This window comes from Polynucleobacter sp. Nonnen-W13 (genome assembly GCF_018881735.1).
Taxonomy (GTDB): Bacteria; Pseudomonadota; Gammaproteobacteria; order Burkholderiales; family Burkholderiaceae; genus Polynucleobacter.
Genome location: NZ_JACVPU010000003.1, coordinates 14,958 through 36,018, shown reverse-complemented (window position 1 = coordinate 36,018; position 21,061 = coordinate 14,958). Strand labels below are relative to the sequence as shown.

15 protein-coding genes are annotated in these 21,061 nt (G+C 47.9%); 6 read left to right on the top strand and 9 right to left on the bottom strand.

The genetic code is table 11. The annotated features are described in order from the left end of the window. Positions 1 to 18 precede the first annotated feature (18 nt). Entirely contained in the window at positions 19 to 1,059 is a 1,041-nt protein-coding gene (locus ICN27_RS08745; protein WP_216269756.1) for a 2Fe-2S iron-sulfur cluster-binding protein, read from the bottom strand. A gap of 36 nt (positions 1,060 to 1,095) precedes the next feature. Between ICN27_RS08745 and ICN27_RS08740 the strand changes: the two genes are divergently transcribed. Further along, a complete protein-coding gene (locus ICN27_RS08740) occupies positions 1,096 to 1,983 on the top strand; it encodes an SDR family oxidoreductase (protein ID WP_216269755.1) in 888 nt (295 codons plus the stop codon). Here the strand turns inward: ICN27_RS08740 and ICN27_RS08735 are convergent. The 3 genes from ICN27_RS08735 to ICN27_RS08725 all read right to left on the bottom strand — a co-directional run bounded on the left by ICN27_RS08735 (position 1,964) and on the right by ICN27_RS08725 (position 5,803). Beyond that, complete coding sequence (locus tag ICN27_RS08735) at positions 1,964 to 3,736, bottom strand: glutamine--tRNA ligase/YqeY domain fusion protein (protein ID WP_216269754.1); 1,773 nt, start codon at positions 3,734 to 3,736, stop codon at positions 1,964 to 1,966. The genes ICN27_RS08740 and ICN27_RS08735 overlap by 20 nt on opposite strands. A gap of 84 nt (positions 3,737 to 3,820) precedes the next feature. Further along, on the bottom strand, positions 3,821 to 5,323 hold the full coding sequence (locus ICN27_RS08730) for a tripartite tricarboxylate transporter permease (protein ID WP_216269753.1): 1,503 nt from the start codon (positions 5,321 to 5,323) through the stop codon (positions 3,821 to 3,823). A gap of 18 nt (positions 5,324 to 5,341) precedes the next feature. Further along, positions 5,342 to 5,803 (bottom strand): tripartite tricarboxylate transporter TctB family protein, encoded by a 462-nt coding sequence (locus tag ICN27_RS08725; protein ID WP_216269752.1) that lies wholly within the window; start codon positions 5,801 to 5,803, stop codon positions 5,342 to 5,344. 123 nt (positions 5,804 to 5,926) lie between these two features. Between ICN27_RS08725 and alaS the strand changes: the two genes are divergently transcribed. Both alaS and ICN27_RS08715 read left to right on the top strand, forming a co-directional pair. Then, positions 5,927 to 8,551, top strand: a complete 2,625-nt coding sequence (gene alaS, locus ICN27_RS08720; protein WP_216269751.1) for an alanine--tRNA ligase — start codon at positions 5,927 to 5,929, stop codon at positions 8,549 to 8,551. Positions 8,552 to 8,559: 8 nt separating this feature from the next. Next, positions 8,560 to 8,787 (top strand): sulfurtransferase TusA family protein, encoded by a 228-nt coding sequence (locus tag ICN27_RS08715; protein ID WP_215298710.1) that lies wholly within the window; start codon positions 8,560 to 8,562, stop codon positions 8,785 to 8,787. Between the two features lie 89 nt (positions 8,788 to 8,876). On the opposite strand, the gene galU is transcribed toward ICN27_RS08715, so the two are convergent. Together galU and ICN27_RS08705 are read right to left on the bottom strand one after the other, a co-directional pair. Next, positions 8,877 to 9,761 carry a UTP--glucose-1-phosphate uridylyltransferase GalU gene (galU, locus tag ICN27_RS08710; RefSeq protein ID WP_216267574.1) on the bottom strand — a complete coding sequence of 295 codons (885 nt, stop codon included), beginning with the start codon at positions 9,759 to 9,761 and terminating at the stop codon, positions 8,877 to 8,879. A gap of 28 nt (positions 9,762 to 9,789) precedes the next feature. After that, positions 9,790 to 12,690, bottom strand: a complete 2,901-nt coding sequence (locus ICN27_RS08705; protein ID WP_216269750.1) for a valine--tRNA ligase — start codon at positions 12,688 to 12,690, stop codon at positions 9,790 to 9,792. A gap of 24 nt (positions 12,691 to 12,714) precedes the next feature. On the opposite strand from ICN27_RS08705, the gene ICN27_RS08700 reads away from it, so the two are divergent. Further along, entirely contained in the window at positions 12,715 to 15,066 is a 2,352-nt protein-coding gene (locus tag ICN27_RS08700) for a UvrD-helicase domain-containing protein (protein ID WP_216269749.1), read from the top strand. Here the strand turns inward: ICN27_RS08700 and ICN27_RS08695 are convergent. Genes ICN27_RS08695 through ICN27_RS08685 form a run of 3 tightly spaced genes read right to left on the bottom strand, consistent with a single transcriptional unit; the run spans position 15,063 to position 17,236 of the window. Beyond that, positions 15,063 to 15,845, bottom strand: coding sequence for a BPSS1780 family membrane protein (locus tag ICN27_RS08695; RefSeq protein ID WP_216269748.1), 783 nt, complete (start codon positions 15,843 to 15,845; stop codon positions 15,063 to 15,065). The two genes, ICN27_RS08700 and ICN27_RS08695, sit on opposite strands and share 4 nt — an antisense overlap. Further along, positions 15,842 to 16,819 (bottom strand): homoserine kinase, encoded by a 978-nt coding sequence (locus tag ICN27_RS08690; protein ID WP_216269747.1) that lies wholly within the window; start codon positions 16,817 to 16,819, stop codon positions 15,842 to 15,844. The genes ICN27_RS08695 and ICN27_RS08690 overlap by 4 nt, the downstream gene beginning before the upstream one ends. A 9-nt stretch (positions 16,820 to 16,828) precedes the next feature. Beyond that, positions 16,829 to 17,236, bottom strand: a complete 408-nt coding sequence (locus tag ICN27_RS08685) for a hypothetical protein (protein WP_255535098.1) — start codon at positions 17,234 to 17,236, stop codon at positions 16,829 to 16,831. An 81-nt stretch (positions 17,237 to 17,317) separates the two neighbouring features. On the opposite strand from ICN27_RS08685, the gene polA reads away from it, so the two are divergent. Continuing rightward, positions 17,318 to 20,143, top strand: a complete 2,826-nt coding sequence (gene polA / locus ICN27_RS08680; RefSeq protein ID WP_216269746.1) for a DNA polymerase I — start codon at positions 17,318 to 17,320, stop codon at positions 20,141 to 20,143. 16 nt (positions 20,144 to 20,159) lie between these two features. Next, on the top strand, positions 20,160 to 21,056 hold the full coding sequence (locus tag ICN27_RS08675) for a dienelactone hydrolase family protein (RefSeq protein ID WP_215308335.1): 897 nt from the start codon (positions 20,160 to 20,162) through the stop codon (positions 21,054 to 21,056). Positions 21,057 to 21,061: the final 5 nt, after the last annotated feature.

Here is a 21,061-nt window from a genome sequence, read left to right as displayed (position 1 = left end):
ATTATCGCGCTTAGCAGATTAGTTTGTCGCAAGATCAGCAGCGCTGGTAAAGGAGTCTGCAAAAAATTCCTCTTCGGGCAGACTGCACTGGGATGCAAAGTCCTGGCGAGCCGCATTGACCATCATAGGAGCGCCGCAGGCATAGACCTGGTAAGGGCTCATATTGAGATGGTCGGCCATCACGGCTTGGTGTACAAAGCCTGTGCGCCCAGTCCATTGATCCTCCGGTAGGGCATCCGAAATGACTGGGATGTATTTGAAGTTTGGAATATCTTTTGCCCATGACTGGCAGAGCTGATTGAGGTAGAGATCACTTGGGCGCCGCCCACCCCAATACAGATGAATTGGGCGCTGGATTTTTTTGAGCCGCATTTGCTCGACAATGGATTTAATCGGCGCAAAGCCTGTACCTGCTGCAACAAAGATGATGGGTTTCTTAGAATCTTCTCTTAAAAAGAAGCTGCCCAATGGACCTTCAAAACGCAGAATATCTTTCTCTTTTAAAGCGGGGTCTTTTGCACCAAAGACTTGGTCGGTGAAGAGTCCGCCTGGCAAGTGGCGAATATGCAATTCAAGGGGGCCTTCTTGATCGGGTGCACTGGCAATAGAGTAGGCGCGGCGCTGCCCATCCTTGAGAAGAAATTCTAAGTACTGTCCGGCTAAAAATTGAAAGCGCTCAGCAGCGGGTAATTGCAATTGAAGAATGGCCACATCTGCGCTCGGTTTTACGATAGTGTTGACGCGACAAGGTACTTTCCGAATGGCGATATCACCAGTACCCTGAACTTCACGAGCTTCAATGAGAAGGTCGGATTTGGGGTGGGCGCAGCAAAACAAGGTGCCACCGGCAGCTTCATCGGTTGGACTTAGGGCAGTAGCACTATGTTGGCCATGTTCTACCTGACCTTCCAGAATCTTGCCTTTACAGGATCCGCAGGCACCATTTTTACACCCGTAGGGCAGGGTGATGCCCTGTTGTAATGCTGCTTCTAGAAGGGTTTCATCCTTTTGTACAGTAAATTGTTTGCCGCTCGCCTTGAGCGTGACTTGATAAGACACTCTCATTCCTTTCAATAAATCGTTACGATGTGATCTATGCAATCTTTTGGTAAACCTCGAATCCTGATCGTTGGCTGCGGTGACATTGGTCTGCGTGTTGCCAAGCAGCTCGCTCGAAGTCATCACATATACGCCTTAACTTCCCAGAAAGCACGTTTTCAGGAGTTGAGAGCGGTTGGCGCGATTCCGATTTTGGGGGATCTGGATAAGCCCGATAGCTTGTGGCGTTTAAGTGGATTAGCGCAAACCGTGATCCACTTGGCACCACCCCAAAATACAGGTCATCGTGATTGCCGAACTCGCAACCTCCTCCGAATTTTAGCCCAAGGCTCCGATACCGTTGGGCGCTTGATTTATGTGAGTACAACAGGTGTCTATGGTGATCACGCGGGCGGTAAGGTGAGTGAAGTAACACCGGTTAAACCTCAAAGTGAGAGAGCTAAGAGAAGGGTGGATGCAGAACAATGCCTGCGTCTTTGGGCGCCGGCTCATGGTGCAGTCCTTACCATTCTGCGTGTGCCGGGTATCTACGCTGCCGACCGCTTACCAGTTGAGCGCATTCAGGCAGGAACGCCTGCCCTCATTGCGGAGGAGGATGCCTACTCAAATCATATTCAGAGTGATGATTTGGCAAGATTGATTTGTGCCGCCGTCTATCACGGTAAACCACAGCGTGTCATTAACGCCTGTGACGGTGGTGAAACCAAGATGGGTGATTACTTTGATGAAGTGGCTGATACCTTTGGTTTGGAGCGACCCCCCAGATTGCCGGCTGAGCAGTTAGAGAAAATCGTATCCCCCATGCTTTGGTCGTTTATGCGGGAGTCACGGCGCGTAACGAATACGAGGCTTTCTGAATTAAAAACTCCCTTACGCTATCCCAGCGTTGCCGAGTTTCTAAAAACTATTTCCAAGAATCCTTAAGGCCGACCGCACGATTAAATACCGGTTGACCTGGTTTGGAGTCGCTTTGATCCGCAACAAAGTAGCCATGGCGCTCAAACTGAAAGCGGTCTTCAGCTTTAGCGTCTTTCATACAAGGTTCTAAGTACGCAGTAATCGCTTCCTTCGAGTGAGGATTGATTGCGTCAAGGAAATTTTTATCCCCGCTATCCGGATGCGGGTCATTAAACAGGTGATCGTAGAGGCGCACTTGTGCAGGCACAGCTTCTGCTGCACTGACCCAATGAATATTGCCCTTTACCTTGTAATTATTTGAGCCAGGGGTACCGCTCTTGCTATCTGAAAAATGCATTGCATTCACCTGAATCACCTTGCCATTGGCATCCACTTCAAATCCGGTGCACTCAATCACATAGCCATGACGCAAACGCACGCGTCCACCGGCTTGATCACCAATTGGTGGATAGAGTCTGAAGAAGCCTTTGATGGGCTCTTTCATGAAATCATCTTCTTCAATCCACAATTCTTTTGTGAAATGAAACTCGCGATTACCCCACTCGGGATGCTGTGGATGGCGCGGTGCTGAGCAAGGCTCGCTTGCGGATGTATCCCAGTTTTCAATAAGAAGCTTGAGAGGCTTGAGGACCGCTGTGGCTCTCGGCGCCTTAGCTTCAAGATCGTCCCGTAAAGCTTGATCTAGGGTGCTCATGTCAATCCAGCTATCTGCTTTAGAGACGCCAATGCGTTCACAGAACAAGCGAATACTCTCCGGCGTGTAACCTCTGCGACGAATGCCAACGATGGTTGGCATTCGTGGATCATCCCATCCATCCACATGCTTTTCTTCTACCAATTGCAAGAGCTTGCGCTTACTAGTGATGGTGTAAGTTAAGTTGAGGCGGGCGAATTCATATTGATGCGGAACAGGATTTTTGAAGATCCCCAGTTCGGCTAATGAGGCAACAATCCAATCGTAGAGTGGGCGATTATTTTCAAATTCCAGAGTGCAAATGGAGTGAGAAACATTTTCTAGGGCATCAGAAATGCAGTGTGTGAAATCATATAAAGGATAGATGCACCACTTGCTGCCAGTGCGGTGGTGATCCGTATGACGAATACGATAAACCACGGGATCGCGCATCACGATATTTGGATGCGCCATGTCGATCTTTAAGCGCAGTACATGCTCACCATCTTTGTATTTACCATCACGCATCTCGCGAAATAAAGCTAGGTTTTCATCGGGCGTGCGATCGCGGTACGGACTATTCTTTCCAGCTTGGCCAAAGTTTCCACGATTAGTGTGGATGTCATCTGCACTCTGACTATCAACATAGGCCTTGCCATTTTGAATCAGAATTTCGGCAAACTCATAGAGTTGATCAAAGTAATCACTCGCGTGATACAAATGTGTACCCCAATCAAATCCAAGCCATTTGACTGCATCCAAAATGCTGTCAGCGTACTCAATATCTTCTTTGACTGGATTGGTGTCGTCTAAGCGCATATTACAACGCGCACCAGCTGCTTGATTGTTGTAATCAGCGGCTAAGCCAAAGTTCAGGCAAATACTTTTAGCATGGCCAATATGAAGATAGCCATTGGGTTCTGGTGGAAAGCGCGTAATGATGGAGGGGATGGCTTGACCATCTCGATTGCTACGGTTCTGGTAGGCGCCACTCGCCAGGTCATGATCGATGATCTGGCGCAAAAAGTTAGAGGGCTCAGCAAGAGTGCCGGCAGGTGATTTGGATGATTTGCTATCTTGGGACATCTGCCCATTGTAGAGAAAACCCCCGCTTGTAAAGAAAAAAGCCCGCAAACTGCTGCGGGCTCGTTTCTGGAAAGCGCTCGAGAATTAATCTTCTACGAAAGCCTCTTCACGGGTTTTCTTAACTGCAGGCAAGGCCACGATCACCACTAAGAGGGCTGCTGCAATGAGCAAACCTAATGAGAGTGGTCGCGTTACGAAGGTCGTGAAGTCGCCACGTGACAACAAGAGGGCGCGACGGAAATTCTCTTCCATCATCGGCCCAAGCACGAAGCCAAGGAGAAGTGGAGGAGGCTCACAACCTAACTTGAAGAAGAGGTAACCAATTAAACCAAAGGCTGCGGTTACATAAACGTCAAATACGGTGTTGTTGACGGTATAAACGCCGATGCAGCAGAACACCAAAATGGCTGGGTAGAGAAAGCGATAAGGAATCTTCAAGAGCTTTACCCAAATACCAATGAGTGGCAAGTTCAAGAGAATCAACATCACGTTACCGATCCACATCGAAGCAATCAGACCCCAGAACAAAGCTGGGTTGCTTGTCATGACTTGAGGGCCAGGCTGAATGTTATGAATCGTCATCGCACCAACCATCAAGGCCATAACAGCATTCGGTGGAATACCTAAGGTCAGCAATGGGATGAAGGAGGTTTGAGCGGCAGCATTATTTGCTGCTTCAGGACCTGCAACACCCTCAATCGCACCCTTACCAAACTCATGGCTGTACTTAGAGGATTTCTTTTCAACTGAGTAAGCGCCAAAGGCCGCCAAAGCTGCGCCACCGCCTGGCAGAATACCCAAGATGGAGCCGATAGTTGTGCCGCGCAAGATGGAGGGAATCATGCGCTTGATATCTTGCTTAGAGGGGACCATGCTGGTGAGTTTGTTGAGGAAGCCCTCGTCATCACCGGTTTTTTCTAAGTTACCCATAATTTCCGCAAAACCAAAGACGCCCATTGCTACGGCTACGAATCCAATGCCGTCACTTAATTCAGGGATATCAAAAGCGTAACGGGATACGCCAGAGTTCACGTCAGTACCGATCAAGCCCATCAAAAGACCGAGGATGATCATGCCGATCGCCTTAATCAAGGAGCCTGAGGCTAGTACGACCGCACCAATCAATCCAAGAACCATTAAGGAGAAGTACTCAGCAGGACCGAACTTAAAAGCTAGCTGAGAGAGTGGTGCAGCAAATGCAGCCAAAACCAGAGTTGCTACGCAACCAGCAAAGAATGAACCCATGCCGGCAGTAAAGAGAGCTACACCCGCTCGACCATTTCTGGCCATTTGGTAGCCATCAATCGCCGTCACTACCGAGGACGTTTCTCCTGGGATGTTGAGCAAAATCGCAGTAGTAGAACCGCCGTACTGTGAACCGTAGTAAATACCGGCCAACATAATCAAGGCAGCAATTGGAGGCAATGCATAGGTTGCTGGCAAGAGCATCGCAATTGTGGCGATTGGACCTAGACCTGGCAGAACACCAATTAAAGTACCCAAAATACAGCCAATCAGGCAGTACATCAGGTTTTGTAAGGTAAACGCTGTGTCGAAACCGAGCGCTAAATTAGCAAATAAATCCATTTTTAGAGTCCCGGTTCGTTATTGTTGTAGAAATACTGGTAGGAGTGGGAACTGAAGCTTGAGGCCCACAACAAAGACTGAGTAAGTAAAAGTCACCAGGAAGGCTGCATTGATCAAGGAACCTTTCCAGGTGAACTCTTTGCTGGCGCTAGCTGAAACTAGTACCAAGACCACTACCGCGACTAAAAAGCCCATGCGTGGCAGTAATAGACCATAGAGGACTACGGAACCTGTAATTTGCGCAATGATCTTCCAGTTGAACTTGGGAATTTTTTCGATAGCTGCTTTTGCACCTAAGGACTGCACTAGAACCAATAGTCCCAAAGCAGTCATCAGTATGCCGAGGCAGAATGGGAAGTAGCCTGGCCCCATCTTGGCTGCAGTGCCCATAGGGTACTGGGTAGCTACGATGGTAAAAAATAGGCCAATAACCATATACATGATTCCGGCACCAAAATCCCGTTGATTGCGAATTTTCAAGTTGAGCTCCTTATATCGACTTAAAGGTCGATCTATTTATTGATGTTACGGGATTGTAAGGCAGGATTGAGCTGATTTACCCAAGGTTTGCCCCCGACTAGTGCCAATGCGATAATTATTTGCATGAAAGTCTCTCAAATTCGCCAGGCGTACCTGGACTACTTCGCCCAAAAAGGTCATCAAATTGTCCCATCCAGCCCAGTGGTGCCTGGAGACGACCCAACCCTGTTATTTACCAATGCGGGGATGAACCAGTTTAAGGACGTATTTTTAGGCTTTGATAAGCGCCCCTACAACCGAGCTACAACCGCCCAGAAATGTATTCGTGCCGGTGGCAAACACAATGACTTAGATAACGTTGGCTATACAGCCCGTCATCACACCTTTTTTGAAATGCTGGGCAACTTCTCTTTTGGGGATTACTTTAAGAAAGATGCTATTCAGTTTGCTTGGGGTTTGCTGACTGAGGTCTTTAAATTGCCAAAAGAAAAGCTGCTCGTCACCGTTTATGCGGAAGACGATGAGGCATATGAGATTTGGAATAAACAAATCGGTGTTCCGGCAGAGCGCATTATTCGCATAGGTGATAACAAAGGCGCTCGTTACGCTTCAGATAACTTCTGGATGATGGGTGATACAGGCCCATGTGGCCCCTGTACTGAAATCTTCTATGACCATGGCCCACATATTGCTGGCGGCCCTCCTGGAAGTCCTGATGAAGATGGCGATCGCTATATTGAGATCTGGAATAACGTATTCATGCAATTCAATCGCGATGAAGCGGGCAATATGAATCCATTGCCCAAGCCGAGCGTCGATACTGGCATGGGCCTTGAGCGTATTGCGGCAGTGTTGCAGCATGTGCACTCGAACTATGAGATTGACCTCTTTGTGAATTTGCTTAAAGCAGCTAAAGAGGCTGTTGATGCAGCAGGTGGTGAGAATTGCGATCCAAGTAGCCCATCCCTTAAAGTCATTGCCGATCACATTCGCGCCTGTAGTTTTATTGTGGTGGATGGTGTGATTCCAGGCAATGCTGGTCGTGGCTATGTTTTGCGTCGCATTACGCGCCGTGCGATTCGTCATGGCTATAAATTGGGTGCACGCAAACCGTTCTTTTATCAACTCGTTCCCGCCCTCGTACAGGAGATGGGTCAAGCTTATCCGGAGTTGCAGGCAGCGAAAGATAAAGTAAGTGAAGTGATTAAGCAGGAGGAAGAGCGTTTCTTCCAAACAATTGCTAACGGTATGGAGATTTTGGAGAGCGCACTTACGGGTGGCGCTAAGACGGTTGATGGTGAGACTGCCTTCCGCTTGCACGATACCTTTGGTTTCCCATTGGATCTGACTGCGGACGTATGTCGTGAGCGCGATGTCACAGTCGATGCCGAAGGTTTTGACTTAGCAATGCAAAAGCAGCGTGATCAAGCAAGAGCAGCTGGTAAGTTCAAAGTGGCTCAAGGCTTAGAGTATTCGGGTAAGCCAACCCAGTTCCACGGCTACGACTCCTTGAAACATGAAGGCGCCAAAGTAACTGCGCTCTATGTGGATGGTTCTGCAGTGCAGTCTATCAAGGCTGGTGATGCAGCAGTAATCGTTTTAGATAACACGCCTTTTTATGCTGAGTCTGGTGGACAGGTTGGCGATAAAGGTGAGTTGCGTAATGACGCGGTGCGTTTTGCAGTTGAAGATACCTTTAAGATTCAGGCGGATGTTTTTGGACATCAGGGCGAAGTACACGAAGGCGAACTCAAGGTGGGAGATACGCTGAATGCCTTAGTAGATGCTCAGCACAGAACAGAAACAATGCGTAACCATAGCGCTACACATATTTTGCATAAAGCATTGCGTGAAGTATTGGGTGACCATGTACAGCAAAAAGGCTCTTTGGTTGATGCCGCTAAAACCCGCTTTGACTTTACTCACAACGCACCTATTACTGCACAAGAAATTCGTCGGATAGAAGATATTGTGAATGCCGAAATTTTGGCAAATACTGCGACCTCTGGAAAGGTGATGCTTCTAGACGATGCTCAAAAAACCGGTGCCACGATGCTCTTCGGAGAAAAGTATGCTGACGAAGTTCGCGTGCTAGAAATCGGTAGCTCTAAAGAGCTGTGCGGTGGAACTCACGTTGGACGCACCGGTGATATCGGCAGCTTGAAGATTGTCTCTGAGGGTGGTGTAGCGGCTGGTATCCGTCGTGTTGAAGCGGTGACCGGTAAAAATGCCCTGAATTTCTTACAAGGTTTAGAAGACAAAATTAATGAAGCGGCTGCAGTTCTTAAAACTCACCCTGGTGATTTAGTCAGTCGTGTTACTCAGCTTCAAGATAGTTTGCGTCAGGCTGAAAGAGAGTTAGATAAGGCCAATTCCAAGCTCGCTGCTAGCCAAGGTGATGAGTTGGCAATGCAGGCGATTGATGTTAACGGCATCAAGGTCTTGGCAGCTCGCTTGGATAGCGCAGATGCTCAAGTCTTGCGCGAGACAATGGATGCCCTGAAAGCAAAGTTAAAGACTGCAGCAATTGTTTTAGCTTCAGTGCAGGGTGATAAGGTGAGTCTGATTGCTGGTGTGACCGCGGATTCGATTGCTAAGGTAAAAGCAGGTGACTTAGTGAACTTTGTTGCCCAGCAAGTTGGCGGCAAGGGCGGGGGTAAGCCGGAGATGGCGATGGCCGGCGGTACCGATCCAAGTAAGTTGGGGGTGGCTTTAGCTGGTGTAAAAGATTGGGTGGCATCTAAATGAGCGATGTCATCGAATTTAATCTCGAGGTCGATGCGATTGGCATGAATTGCCCGCTCCCAATTTTGCGCACCAAGAAAGCCCTAGCTACCATGCAATCAGGCGAAGTTTTGAAAGTGAAGGCCACTGATGCTGGTGCTGCACATGATTTTCCTGCGTTTGCTAAGCAGACTGGCAATGAACTACTCTCTAGCACTACTGAGGGTGATGTATTAGTTTTCTTTCTCAAGAGAAGATGAGATGTTTTGAAACTACTGGCACCAAAGAAAAAGGCAGAAATTGATTTCTGCCTTTTTGCTTTTCTCGCCCTAGAGATTCACCGTGATGCTTAGGTTAAAGAACGATTCTTTAAGTAAGCCGCAAACTCAGTCTTCACTTCTGGATGACGTAAAGCAAACTCTACTGAAGCCTTGAGGTAGCCAAGCTTGCTGCCGCAGTCATAGCGCACACCGTCGTATTCATAAGCAAATACGGGGTCTTCTTTGAGTAATGAGGCAATCGCATCAGTGAGCTGGATCTCACCACCAGCACCGGGTTTCAGATTGCGAATGTGATTAAAGATATCTGAAGAAAGAACATAGCGACCTACTACCGCTAAGTTAGATGGCGCATCCTGAGGCTGTGGCTTTTCCACAATGCCATTTAAGCGATAGATGCCTTTGGATACTTCTGCTCCAGAAATAATGCCGTAGGAGCTGCTTTTAGAGGGGTCAATTTTTTCCACTGCTAAGACAGAGCCGTTTTGCTCATCAAATACTTTGAGCATTTGCTTAAGTACTGGCGGCTGGCCATCGAGCAAGTCATCCGCAAGGATGATGGCAAAAGGCTCATCACGCACGAGCTTTTCTGCGCATAAAACTGCGTGACCCAAGCCCAAAGCTTCAGGTTGGCGTACGTAGACACAATCCACATGACTGGGTTTTACGCTTCGAACGATCTCTAAAAGAGCTTGTTTATTTTTTGCTTCAAGTTCAGCCTCAAGCTCATAAGCCTTATCAAAGTGATCTTCAATGGCGCGCTTACTGCGGCCGGTCACGAAAATCATTTCGGTAATGCCAGCAGCAATCGCTTCCTCAACCGCATATTGAATGAGCGGTTTATCTACCACATTGAGCATCTCTTTCGGGCTAGCCTTGGTGGCTGGCAAGAAACGTGTGCCCAAACCTGCAACAGGGAAGACAGCTTTGGTAACGGCTTTAGTGCTTAATGGCATTGCAATTCCAATCAGTTTTATGGATGCTTTACTTCAGTCGTTCTAATTGTGCAACAAGTTTCTCGTGGTTTTGCTCAAAGCCAGCAAGACGCTGCTTTTCTTGAGCTACCACCTCTTCCGGGGCGCGAGCTACAAAGCTTTCGTTACCAAGCTTACTGCGTGCCTTGGTGATCTCATTTGCTAAGCGCTCAATTTCTTTGCTTAGACGAATTCTTTCGGCGGCCACATCTACTTCAATTTTGATTAGTAACTTGAGATCGCCGACCAGGGCCATTGGGGCGCCAGGAGCATCCCTCTCTAAGGCAGACTCATCATCGTAGATTTTGACTTCGGACAATTTGGCTAAGGCTGTGAGGTACGGACTTGCCTTTTTCAAGAAAGCTTGCGGGCCACTAATCCAGAGGGGAACCTTAAGTGCAGGTGAAACTTGCATCTCGCCACGTAGATTGCGGCAGGCATCCACAATTGACTTAATCTGGGCGACCCAAGCTTCGCTTTGCTCGTCAATCTTATCGAGTTGAGCAACTGGGTATGGTTGCAGCGCAATGGTTTGCTTATCTTGTTTGGCAAGTTCTTTACCAACCTTCGGTCCAACAGTTTGCCAAAGGGTTTCAGTGATGAATGGAATGAGTGGATGCGCCATGCGTAAGATAGTTTCTAAAACGCGTAGCAGAGTGCGACGAGTGGCGCGTTGTTGTGCAGGCGTTCCAGTCTGGAGTTGTACCTTGGCCAACTCTAAATACCAATCGCAGTACTCATCCCAAACAAACTGATAGATGCTGGTTGCAATATTGTCAAAGCGATAGTTTTGGAAGCCTTTAGCAACATCCGCTTCTGTTCTTTGCAGTTGAGAAACAATCCAACGATCTGCTGGAGAAAAATCTAGCTGCCCTTCTGGACCGCATTGGCTGTCACAAGGAGCAAAGCCATTCTCTTCTTCATTGCCAGGGCAGTTCATGAGAACAAAGCGGGTGGCATTCCACAGCTTGTTGCAGAAGTTGCGATAACCCTCGCAGCGTTTCTGATCAAAATTAATATTTCGTCCAAGTGACGCAAGGGAGGCAAAGGTGAAGCGCAGAGCATCTGTACCAAATGCAGGAATGCCTTCTGGAAACTCTTTCTTAGTTTTTTTACCAATACTTTCAGCTTGCTTTGGATTCATCAAACCGGTTGTGCGTTTAGCAACTAGATCTTCAATTTTGATGCCATCAATGAGGTCAATGGGATCCAAAGTATTGCCTTTGGATTTACTCATTTTCTGACCTTCAGCATCGCGAACTAAGCCATGTACGTATACGGTATGGAAAGGTACCTTGCCAGTGAAATGGCAGGTCATCATGACCATTCTGGCTACCCAGAAGAAGATGATGTCAAAACCAGTAACCAAGACTGATGACGGTAAGAAATGGTTTAAGGCAGGCGTTTCTTCTGGCCAGCCTAATGAACTAAATGGCACCAGTGCAGAGCTAAACCAAGTGTCCAAGACATCGGGGTCGCGATTGAGTTGGCCGGTATAGCCAGCAGTAGCGGCCTTAGTTTTAGCTTCTTCTTCAGAGCGAGCTACAAAGATCTGCCCATCATCGCCATACCAGGCAGGGATTTGATGCCCCCACCAGAGTTGTCGAGAGATGCACCAGTCTTGAATATTTTCCAACCACTGAGAGTAGGTGCTGATCCAGTTTTCTGGAACTAGCTTGATGTCACCATTTTTTACTGCATCTAGCGCAGCGCCAGCAATAGAAGAGCCTGGTTGATATTGGTTATCTGGACTTGGTTTGGAAACTGCGACAAACCACTGGTCAGTGAGCATCGGCTCAATAATAGTTTGGGTGCGATCACCACGTGGCACCATTAATTTATGTGGCTGTACTTTTTCTAATAAACCAGCTGCATCTAAATCGGCAACGATTTGTTTGCGGGCAGCAAAGCGCTCAAGACCTTGATAAACCGCAGGTGCATTTTCATTTATCTTGGCGTCAAGAGTCAAGATATTGATGAGTGGCAATTGATGGCGCTGTCCAACGGCATAGTCGTTGAAGTCATGCGCAGGCGTCACTTTAACCACACCAGTACCAAAAGCTAAATCAACATAGTCGTCCGCAATAATCGGAATCTCACGCTGACATAGCGGTAGCTGCACTGATTTACCGATGAGGTGTTTGTAGCGCTCGTCCTCTGGGTTGACCATGACGGCAACGTCGCCCAGCAAGGTCTCCGGACGTGTGGTGGCAACGGTCAGGTGTCCGGAGCCATCTGCTAATGGATAGCGGATGTGCCACATCGAGCCATCTTCTTCCTCGCTCACTACCTCTAGATCTGAAACAGCAGTACCGAGTACTGGATCCCAGTTCACTAAACGTTTACCGCGATAAATTAATCCTTGTTCATGTAGGCGAACGAATACCTCAACAACTGCTTTGGACATCTTGCTGTCCATCGTGAAATATTCTTTACCCCAATCAATTGAGGCACCCAAACGACGAATCTGACGGGTAATCGTGTTGCCAGAAGTTTCTTTCCACTCCCACACCTTTTCCAAGAATTTCTCACGACCTAAATCATGGCGAGAAATCTCCTGTGCATCGAGTTGACGCTCAACGACAATTTGCGTAGCGATACCAGCATGATCTGTACCTGGAACCCACAAGGTATTTTTGCCAGACATGCGCGCATGGCGCACTAAACCATCCATGATGGTTTGATTAAACGCGTGACCCATGTGTAAGGTGCCTGTCACATTTGGTGGCGGCAACTGAATTGAGAAATCTCCCTTGCCCTCATCTAGAGTGGCGTCGGCAATGCCTCGGCGTTCCCATTCCGGACCCCAATAAGCTTCAATTGGGGCGGGTTCGTAGGATTTGGCTAGTTCGTCTAAAGAACTAGTTAATGGGGAGTCGGGTGAATTAGGGGTATTCGAAGCATTTGGCATAAGAGGCAAATTATAATTGGGGCGATGTACTCAGACCTACTCGCAAACCTTAATCCAGAACAACGCGAGGCAGTGACCCTCCCGCCGGTAAATGAAAATGGCCAGGCCCAGTCGGCCCTGATCTTGGCTGGTGCTGGCAGTGGAAAAACCCGCGTTCTGACGACCCGTATAGCTTGGTTGATCCAAACAGGCCAGGTTTCACCCATTGGCGTCCTAGCGGTGACCTTTACCAATAAGGCAGCTAAAGAGATGATGTTGCGTCTAAGCGCAATGTTGCCCATTAACACCCGAGGCATGTGGATCGGCACTTTTCATGGCCTTTGCAACCGTTTATTGCGTGCACATCACAAAGAAGCAGGCTTGCCATCCACTTTTCAGATTTTGGATACCCAAGATCAGCTTTCTGCCATTAAGCGGCTTTTGAAGGGCTTAAAGGTCGATGATGAAAAATACCCCCCAAAGCAGTTGCAATACTTCATTGCCCACGCCAAAGAGCGTGGTCAGCGCGCTAAAGAATTATCCGTAGGGGACGACTTTCAGGCCAAGATGGCGCAGTTGTATGAGGCTTACGACGAGCAGTGTCAGCGTGAAGGCGTAGTCGACTTTGCTGAACTCTTGTTACGCAGTTATGAATTGCTCAAACATAACGAGGCTATTCGGACACATTATCAAGAGCGCTTCCGTCATATTTTGATTGATGAGTTTCAAGACACCAATGCCTTGCAATACGCTTGGCTCAAATTACTCTCTGGTCACGATGCTAGTCGTATCAATGTCAGCGGCATGGGAAGTAGTGCGGTTTTTGCAGTAGGTGATGATGATCAAAGTATTTATGCTTTCCGCGGCGCGGATGTAGAGAACATGCGTCTGTATGAAAAGCAATATCACCCGATGATGGTCAAGCTTGAACAAAACTATCGCTCACATGGCCATATCTTAGATACAGCCAATTACCTCATTTCTAATAATACGGATCGTCTAGGTAAGAACTTGCGTACCGATGCAGGTCATGGTGAGCCCGTTCGCATCTATGATGCGCCGAGTGATCATGCTGAAGCTGCATGGCTAGTAGATGAAATTAAAGCCCTGGTTAATAGCGGTATTAAGCGTACTGAAATTGCTTTGCTTTATAGAAGCAATGCTCAATCACGCATTATTGAGCACGCTTTATTTTCTGCGGCGATTCCGTATCGTGTGTATGGTGGATTACGCTTCTTCGAGCGCGCTGAAATTAAGCATGCCTTGGCGTATTTACGTTTACTGGAAAATCCAAATGACGACACCTCCTTCTCTCGTGTCGTCAACTTCCCGACACGCGGTATTGGGGCGAGATCGATTGAGGCTGTCCAAGATGCAGCTCGTGCACAAAATAGTTCTTTGTATTTGGCGGCATCGACATTAGACGGCAAAGCTGGTGCATCCTTGGGTGGCTTCGTGCGCTTGGTAGACCATATGCGTGAGGCCACTCGTCACAACACATTGCCTGAGACAGTGGAATTCGTGATTCAAAATAGCGGTCTGATTCAGCACTATCTCTCAGAGCGCGAAGGTCAAGACCGTGTAGAAAACTTACAAGAATTAATTAATGCTGCAACCGCATTTATTGCGGAAGAAGGTTATGGCCAAGATGCAGCAGCCGCCACACTGCCGGGTGAGAATGCGCCTGGCGTAGTAGATGTATCACCATTGGCTGCATTTCTCTCGCACGCCTCATTGGAGGCTGGTGATAATCAAGCTCAGGCAGGTCAAGATGCTGTGCAGTTGATGACGGTGCACTCAGCTAAAGGCTTAGAGTTCACCTCAGTATTTATTACCGGCTTGGAAGAGGGATTATTCCCACATGAGAACAGCATTAATGAGCAGCATGGTTTGGAAGAAGAGCGACGTTTAATGTATGTGGCAATTACTCGCGCAAAAGAACGTCTCTATCTCTCTCATACGCAGTCACGAATGCTGCATGGTCAAGTTCGCTACAACATGCCATCGCGCTTCTTGGAGGAGTTGCCATCTGATTCGCTGAAGTGGCTCACTCCAAAAGTGAAGGATGCGCGTTGGGGTGGGGCTAGTAATGGCTATACACGTCAGCGCGAGTTTGGATCGAATGATTTCTTTGACACTGGTAACGAGCGTGAGCGACCTGCAAGGCAAATTGGCCGAGTAGGCTCTGCCTCAACCGCCGTTACCAGAATGGCCTCACCACCACGAGGAAATTACCCATTTACGATCGGGCAAAATGTGTTTCACACCAAGTTTGGTGAAGGGCGCGTTACGGGCTTAGAGGGTAATGATGCTGATGCGCGCGCTCAGGTAAATTTCAAGCGCCATGGTGTGAAATGGCTGCAGCTTAGTATTGCTAAGCTTGCAGCGATAGATTAGGCGATTAAATTAGCTGATTCTTTTTCAGCAAAGCATGCTTTCCAGGTGGCGAAGAAAGAGCAGTGCATCACAGTCAGCCCTGCCATGGAAATAGGGGCGATGATGAATGATGCGGCTTGACCTAAGTCGAGAGCATCAAAGATAGAGCCAATTGTCAAAGGAATGGCGATTAAGATCGCACCCCAAATTGCGAGATATAAACAGAATGCGCCTCGATTGGTCCAGCAAGCAACAGCGCTGGAAAAAAGCGCTTGTGCTATGGGCATATCAGACCAAGCAACGAGTACGGGAGAAAACCACATCAACATTGCCACTGGCACATAAAGAAGTCCACCAAAAAAGAGAATCAGATAAATCTGATTGATAACTTCTGGAGTAATGGGCTTGTCGTTAGTCATTAGTGGAATGAGCAACTCAAAATCTACCAACATACTTAAGATAAAGCTGAGGGCCAGAATCAGCGCGGCATAGACCAAACCTAATTGGAGAATGCGTTTACGAACCATGGGGGTGGATTGCAGTGCAATCACGTATACCGAGGGCCGAATACGCTCTTTTTGAATTGCTAGGCGACAGGCAGTCATAAAGCCAACTGACAAAGTAGGCGTGAGCAATAAGACGGCAAAAATCCCAATCACGGGTACAAGTACCGCAAGTTGCGCCAAAAATATGTACATAAATACCAGCATCAAAAAACCCAAAGGATTTTGTTTGAAAAGCCAAATACCTTGACGTATCCAGGTGTAACCCTCTTTTGGGGCGACGGAATTGAGTTTCATATTACCTTGCGACTTAAGAGAATATTTTCGAAATGACGAGGGTCATGTGGGGTGAGCATTTGCGCATCACGTGGTAAATAAAAATCCCACAGGCGGGAGATCCAAAAACGCAGAGCTGCAGCGCGCAACATGAGTGGCCAACTTGTTTGCTCTTCAGTGGTGAGTGGTCGAACAGATTGATAGGCATCCATTAGCGCCTTAAGACGAGCAGGATCTAAATCTTGCTTATTGTCAGCAAGACACCAGTCATTTGCAGTAACTGCTAAATCAAATAACCACTTATCTGTTCCAGCGAAATAAAAGTCGAAGAAACCGCCAAGCTGATCTTGAGAGCTATCACCTGTGCCTTGAGGATCAAATAGCACGTTATCTCTAAAGAGATCGCAATGACTTGCCCCTTGCGGCAGTGATTTATAAGCTTCAGAGCTAAAGAATTGCTCTTGGGTTAAGAGCTCGCTAGTCAGTAACTCTTTTTGTGCGTCACTCAAGTGTGACAACACTTGTGGAACTGTTTTTTGCCACCAAGAAAGACTGCGAAGATTCTCTTGAGTTTGCTTAAAGTCGCTGCTGGCTAAATGCATTTTGGCTAAAGACTCTCCAACCAAGGCGCAATGCTTAGCTTCGGGCGCAAGCCTAGAAAGGCCGGGAAGCTTGCTCACAATTGCTGCAGGCTTACCTTTGAGATTAAATAAAATTTGCCCCCGCTTATTTTCAAGCGGCTTAGGTACTGGAATATTTTTATTGGCCAAGTGGCGCATCAGCTCTAGGTAGTAAGGAAGCTGCTCTGCAGAGAGTCTTTCAAAAATAGTCAGAACATATGCTTGTTTCTTGCCATCTTTCTCGGTGTCGAGAAAGAAATTGGAATTCTCAATGCCTCCATGAATTCCACGAATATCGATGGCCTGCCCGATATCAAAGTCGCTTGAGATCCAAGCGGAGATATCGCTTAGTTCAATGGGGGTGAAGACGGCCATGAATAAAGATTAAAAAGGAATGCTGATGCTCGGTACGCTGATCAGGTCAGTTTCTTTTGGTACGCCAGGCATCACTGTTGCCGGGGGCGCCATTTCGTAGCTGGTATAGCGTGTCTTAACGTCCACCTGGGTGGGTGCATTGGTATCTTTGTATTCGGTAATTTCAGTGCCAGTAGCTTCTTTGTGTTGAAAGCTCGGTTTACGACCTTCAGGTGCGCTGGTTGCTTGAGAGGCGCTCACTGCGGGTGCTAAAGGCTGACTATTGATACGCTGCAACTCGGAGGGGCTCAGAGCTTGAGAATTGTTTTGGGCGTGTGCAAAATTCTGGCCAAAAGAGGCAAAAGCCACAAAAAAGCTTGTCAGAACAAGGGTTTGGCTCAAAGAAGAGTGGAGTAAGTTAGTTAGAGCGTGCATCATTTTTCACCTTTTTAGGCCTCTTTTCAGGTGGATTTGAACCTGATCTGTAGGCAGTTAGCAACTAGATTGTACGATTGCGGTATGACTAAACATAGACTCTTGTTGGTAGACGGCTCTAGCTACCTCTATCGCGCCTTCCATGCCATGCCAGACCTCAGAAATGGGGTAGGCGACCCAACTGGGGCCATCTATGGAATGGTGAATATGATGCGCCGAGCTCGCTCGGAACTCAAGGCTGACCACATTGCTTGTGTTTTCGACGCTAAAGGCAAGACTTTCCGGGACGAAATGTATCCTGAGTACAAAGCACATCGCTCGCCCATGCCTGAAGATTTAGTCAAGCAGATTGAACCGATCCATGCCATGGTGAAGGCTTTGGGTTGGCCGGTATTAATGGTTTCCGGGGTTGAGGCCGATGATGTGATTGCCACCTTAGCTAGCCAAGCAACCCAAGCTGGCTGGGAAACGATTATTTCTACTGGCGATAAAGATTTGGCTCAGCTAGTGAACGCTTCTGTCACCTTAATTAATACGATGACCAATGAGAAGTTGGATATCAATGGCGTCATTGAAAAATTCGGAGTGCCTCCAGAGCGCATCGTAGATTACCTTTCCATCATTGGTGATGCGGTTGACAACGTACCAGGCGTTCCTAAAGCCGGCCCCAAAACCGCAAACAAATGGTTGGCTGAGTTTGGTGACTTGGATAACCTGATGGCAAATGCTGACCAAGTGAAGGGTGTTGTTGGCGAGAACTTGCGAAATAGTTTGGAGTGGCTGCCGCAAGCGCGTCAGCTCATTACCGTCAAAACCGATTGCGATTTATCTCCACATCTTCCGGGTTTAGATGACCTGCATGCAAAACCAGAAGATGCGCCGCTTTTGCGTGAGTTGTTTGAGCGCTACGCGTTTAAGACTTGGTTACGTGACGTTGAGAAGCAATTGGGTGGAGCGGTTCTTGAGGCCAATAGCGACTTTGATTTAGCCGGTAGTCCCATTAAAAATGCTGCTGAAGGGAATGTAAAAGGCGCAACCAAGAAATTTGGCCCCACTGCTACAGAAGCGACCGCTGCCTTATCTCAAGAAACGACGGATTTGCAAGGTGCGATTGCAAAACACTATGAGTGTGTAGTTGATGAAGTGACGCTAGATCATTGGATTAAAAAAATTCAAGGAGCTGATCTTACGGCGGTGGATACCGAAACCACTAGCTTAGATGCACTGGCTGCTGAGCTTGTTGGTATCTCGCTTTGCATCACTCCTGGAGAGGCATGTTACATACCAGTAGCGCATCGCAATGGAGAAGCTCAGCTTAGCCGCGAACTGGTGTTGGCGCGCATGAAGCCTTGGCTAGAAAGCGCTACCAATCTAAAGGTAGGGCAAAACCTCAAGTACGACAGTCACATCTTTGCGAACTATGGCATTGCTTTGCAAGGCATTACTTTTGACACTATGTTGGAATCTTATGTACTCGAATCGCATATGCCACACAATATGGATAACTTAGCTGAGCGACATCTCGGCATGAAGACCATTAAGTATGAAGAGGTATGTGGAAAGGGTGTGCATCAGATTGGCTTTGATCAAGTCGACCTGAAGATCGCTACCGACTACGCGGCAGAAGATGCTGACATTACCTTACGATTGCATCAAGTGTTGTGGCCACAAATTCAGGCAAGTCCTGGTCTCCTATATGTTTATGAAAATATAGAGATGCCAGCAATGCGGGTCTTGGGCATTATGGAGCGTAATGGAATTCGGATTGACTCTGCCTTGCTAGCTCAGCAAGGTCAAGAGGTCGGCAAACGTTTGCTTGCTCTAGAAGGCGAGATTCATAAGTTAGCTGGGCAACCTTTTAATATCCAGTCCCCCAAGCAGATCGCAGAGATTTTATTTGGACAGTTAGAGCTTCCCGTAATTAAAAAGACGCCATCCGGTGCGCCATCGACTGATGAGGAGGTGTTGCAGAAGTTGGCAGAAGACTATCCCTTGCCTGCGCGTATCTTGGATTATCGTAGTCTCGCTAAGTTGATGTCGACCTACATCGAGAAGCTCCCGCGTATGGCAGACTCTAAAACAGGACGAGTACATACGAGTTTTTCTCAGGCGACTGCGGTGACGGGGCGTTTGGCTTCAAGTGATCCGAACTTGCAAAATATTCCTGTACGCACGGAAGAGGGTCGTCGAATTCGAGAGGCGTTCATTCCGGCCGAGGGTTGTAAGTTGCTTTCCGCCGACTATTCACAAATTGAATTACGCATCATGGCGCACATTGCTGAGGATGAAAACTTATTAGCTGCATTCGCTGCAGGTAAAGACGTACACCAAGCTACAGCTGCCGAGATCTTTGGGGTGCCCCTGGAAACTGTGACATCCGAGCAGCGTCGCTATGCCAAGGTCATTAACTTTGGCTTAATTTATGGCATGAGTGCCTTTGGCCTAGCCGGTAATCTTGGTATCGAGCGTTCAGCAGCCCAGAACTATATTGCCAAGTACTTTGATCGCTATCCAGGAGTTGCTCAGTATATGGAGCGCACTCGTTTGGAGGCTAGAGAGAATGGTTATGTTGAAACAGTCTTTGGTAGACGGCTATGGCTCCCAGAAATTAAGGGGAGCGGTCCTCGCCGCCAAGGAGCAGAGCGGGCCGCAATTAATGCGCCAATGCAGGGAACTGCAGCTGATCTGATCAAATTGGCCATGATTGCGGTCGAAAACTGGTTGGAAAAAGAGCAGCTCAAGACTCGCATGTTGCTCCAGGTCCACGATGAGCTGGTATTTGACGTACCACTAGATGAGCTGGCGCTTTTACAAGCAAAACTACCCGATTTAATGTGTAAGGTGGCTGAGCTGAAGGTTCCACTGGTAGTGGGTATTGGGATTGGCGATAATTGGGAAGAAGCGCACTAAATCAGGAGACTAAGAGATGACAACTAAAAAAGATCAGAGTTCAAAAATGGTGTCTAGCGATAGAAGGGGTTTTATGAAAGCCTCCGCTATTACAGCAACAACTATGGGAATTGGATTTGTAGCCGCTTCTGAGCCAGTCATGGCCGCAGCGATCGAAACGGATTTCACCGGCATTAAAGCAGGCGAGCAAATGATTCCAGTGGGAAGTTTTCAGATGCCTGCTTATGTTTCACGCCCAGAAAAAGCCAAAGGTGCTTTGCCGATTGTGATTGTTGCCAGCGAAATCTTTGGCGTACACGAATACATTGCCGATGTCACGCGACGTTTTGCTAAATTGGGTTACATGGCAATTGCTCCGGAATTCTTTACACGTGCTGGCGATCCGAACACTTACGGCACTATTGCCGAGATTCAAAAAAATATCGTTGCCCCAACTGGTGATACTCAAGTTCTTAATGACTTACAAGCAGCCTTAGTATGGGCCGGCAAGAACGGTGGCAACTTGAAAAAAGTTGGCGTTACTGGATTTTGCTGGGGTGGTCGCATTACTTGGCTATCGGCCACGCTCCCTCAGGTGAAAGCTGGTGTAGCTTGGTATGGCCGCGTCATTGGTGAAAAAACAGAAGGTAATCCGCGCCACCCAGTGGACATTGCCGCTGACCTCAAAGCCCCAGTGCTGGGCTTATATGGCGGTGCTGATACCGGAATATCCTTAGAGAGTGTTGAGCAAATGCGTGAAGCACTTGCAAAAGCAGCCCCCAAAAATCCAGCAGCCAAAGCCTCTCGTTTTGAAATCTATCCTGATGCACCACATGCTTTCCATGCAGACTACCGCGCTACCTATCGTGAAGGTCCTGCAAAAGATGGTTGGGAAAAATGCATTGCCTGGTTTAAACAAAACGGGGTTGCCTAATTTCC

Excerpts from the sequence above, each read along its gene's own strand:
- ICN27_RS08730 (WP_216269753.1), bottom strand. The coding sequence starts at position 5,323 with ATGGATTTATTTGCTAATTTAGCGCTCGGTTTCGACACAGCGTTTACC.
- ICN27_RS08690 (WP_216269747.1), bottom strand. The coding sequence starts at position 16,819 with ATGGCCGTCTTCACCCCCATTGAACTAAGCGATATCTCCGCTTGGATC.
- ICN27_RS08735 (WP_216269754.1), bottom strand. The coding sequence starts at position 3,736 with ATGTCCCAAGATAGCAAATCATCCAAATCACCTGCCGGCACTCTTGCT.
- alaS (WP_216269751.1), top strand. The coding sequence starts at position 5,927 with ATGAAAGTCTCTCAAATTCGCCAGGCGTACCTGGACTACTTCGCCCAA.
- ICN27_RS08685 (WP_255535098.1), bottom strand. The coding sequence starts at position 17,236 with ATGATGCACGCTCTAACTAACTTACTCCACTCTTCTTTGAGCCAAACC.
- ICN27_RS08705 (WP_216269750.1), bottom strand. The coding sequence starts at position 12,690 with ATGCCAAATGCTTCGAATACCCCTAATTCACCCGACTCCCCATTAACT.
- ICN27_RS08695 (WP_216269748.1), bottom strand. The coding sequence starts at position 15,845 with ATGAAACTCAATTCCGTCGCCCCAAAAGAGGGTTACACCTGGATACGT.
- ICN27_RS08700 (WP_216269749.1), top strand. The coding sequence starts at position 12,715 with ATGTACTCAGACCTACTCGCAAACCTTAATCCAGAACAACGCGAGGCA.
- galU (WP_216267574.1), bottom strand. The coding sequence starts at position 9,761 with ATGCCATTAAGCACTAAAGCCGTTACCAAAGCTGTCTTCCCTGTTGCA.
- polA (WP_216269746.1), top strand. The coding sequence starts at position 17,318 with ATGACTAAACATAGACTCTTGTTGGTAGACGGCTCTAGCTACCTCTAT.
- ICN27_RS08740 (WP_216269755.1), top strand. The coding sequence starts at position 1,096 with ATGCAATCTTTTGGTAAACCTCGAATCCTGATCGTTGGCTGCGGTGAC.
- ICN27_RS08675 (WP_215308335.1), top strand. The coding sequence starts at position 20,160 with ATGACAACTAAAAAAGATCAGAGTTCAAAAATGGTGTCTAGCGATAGA.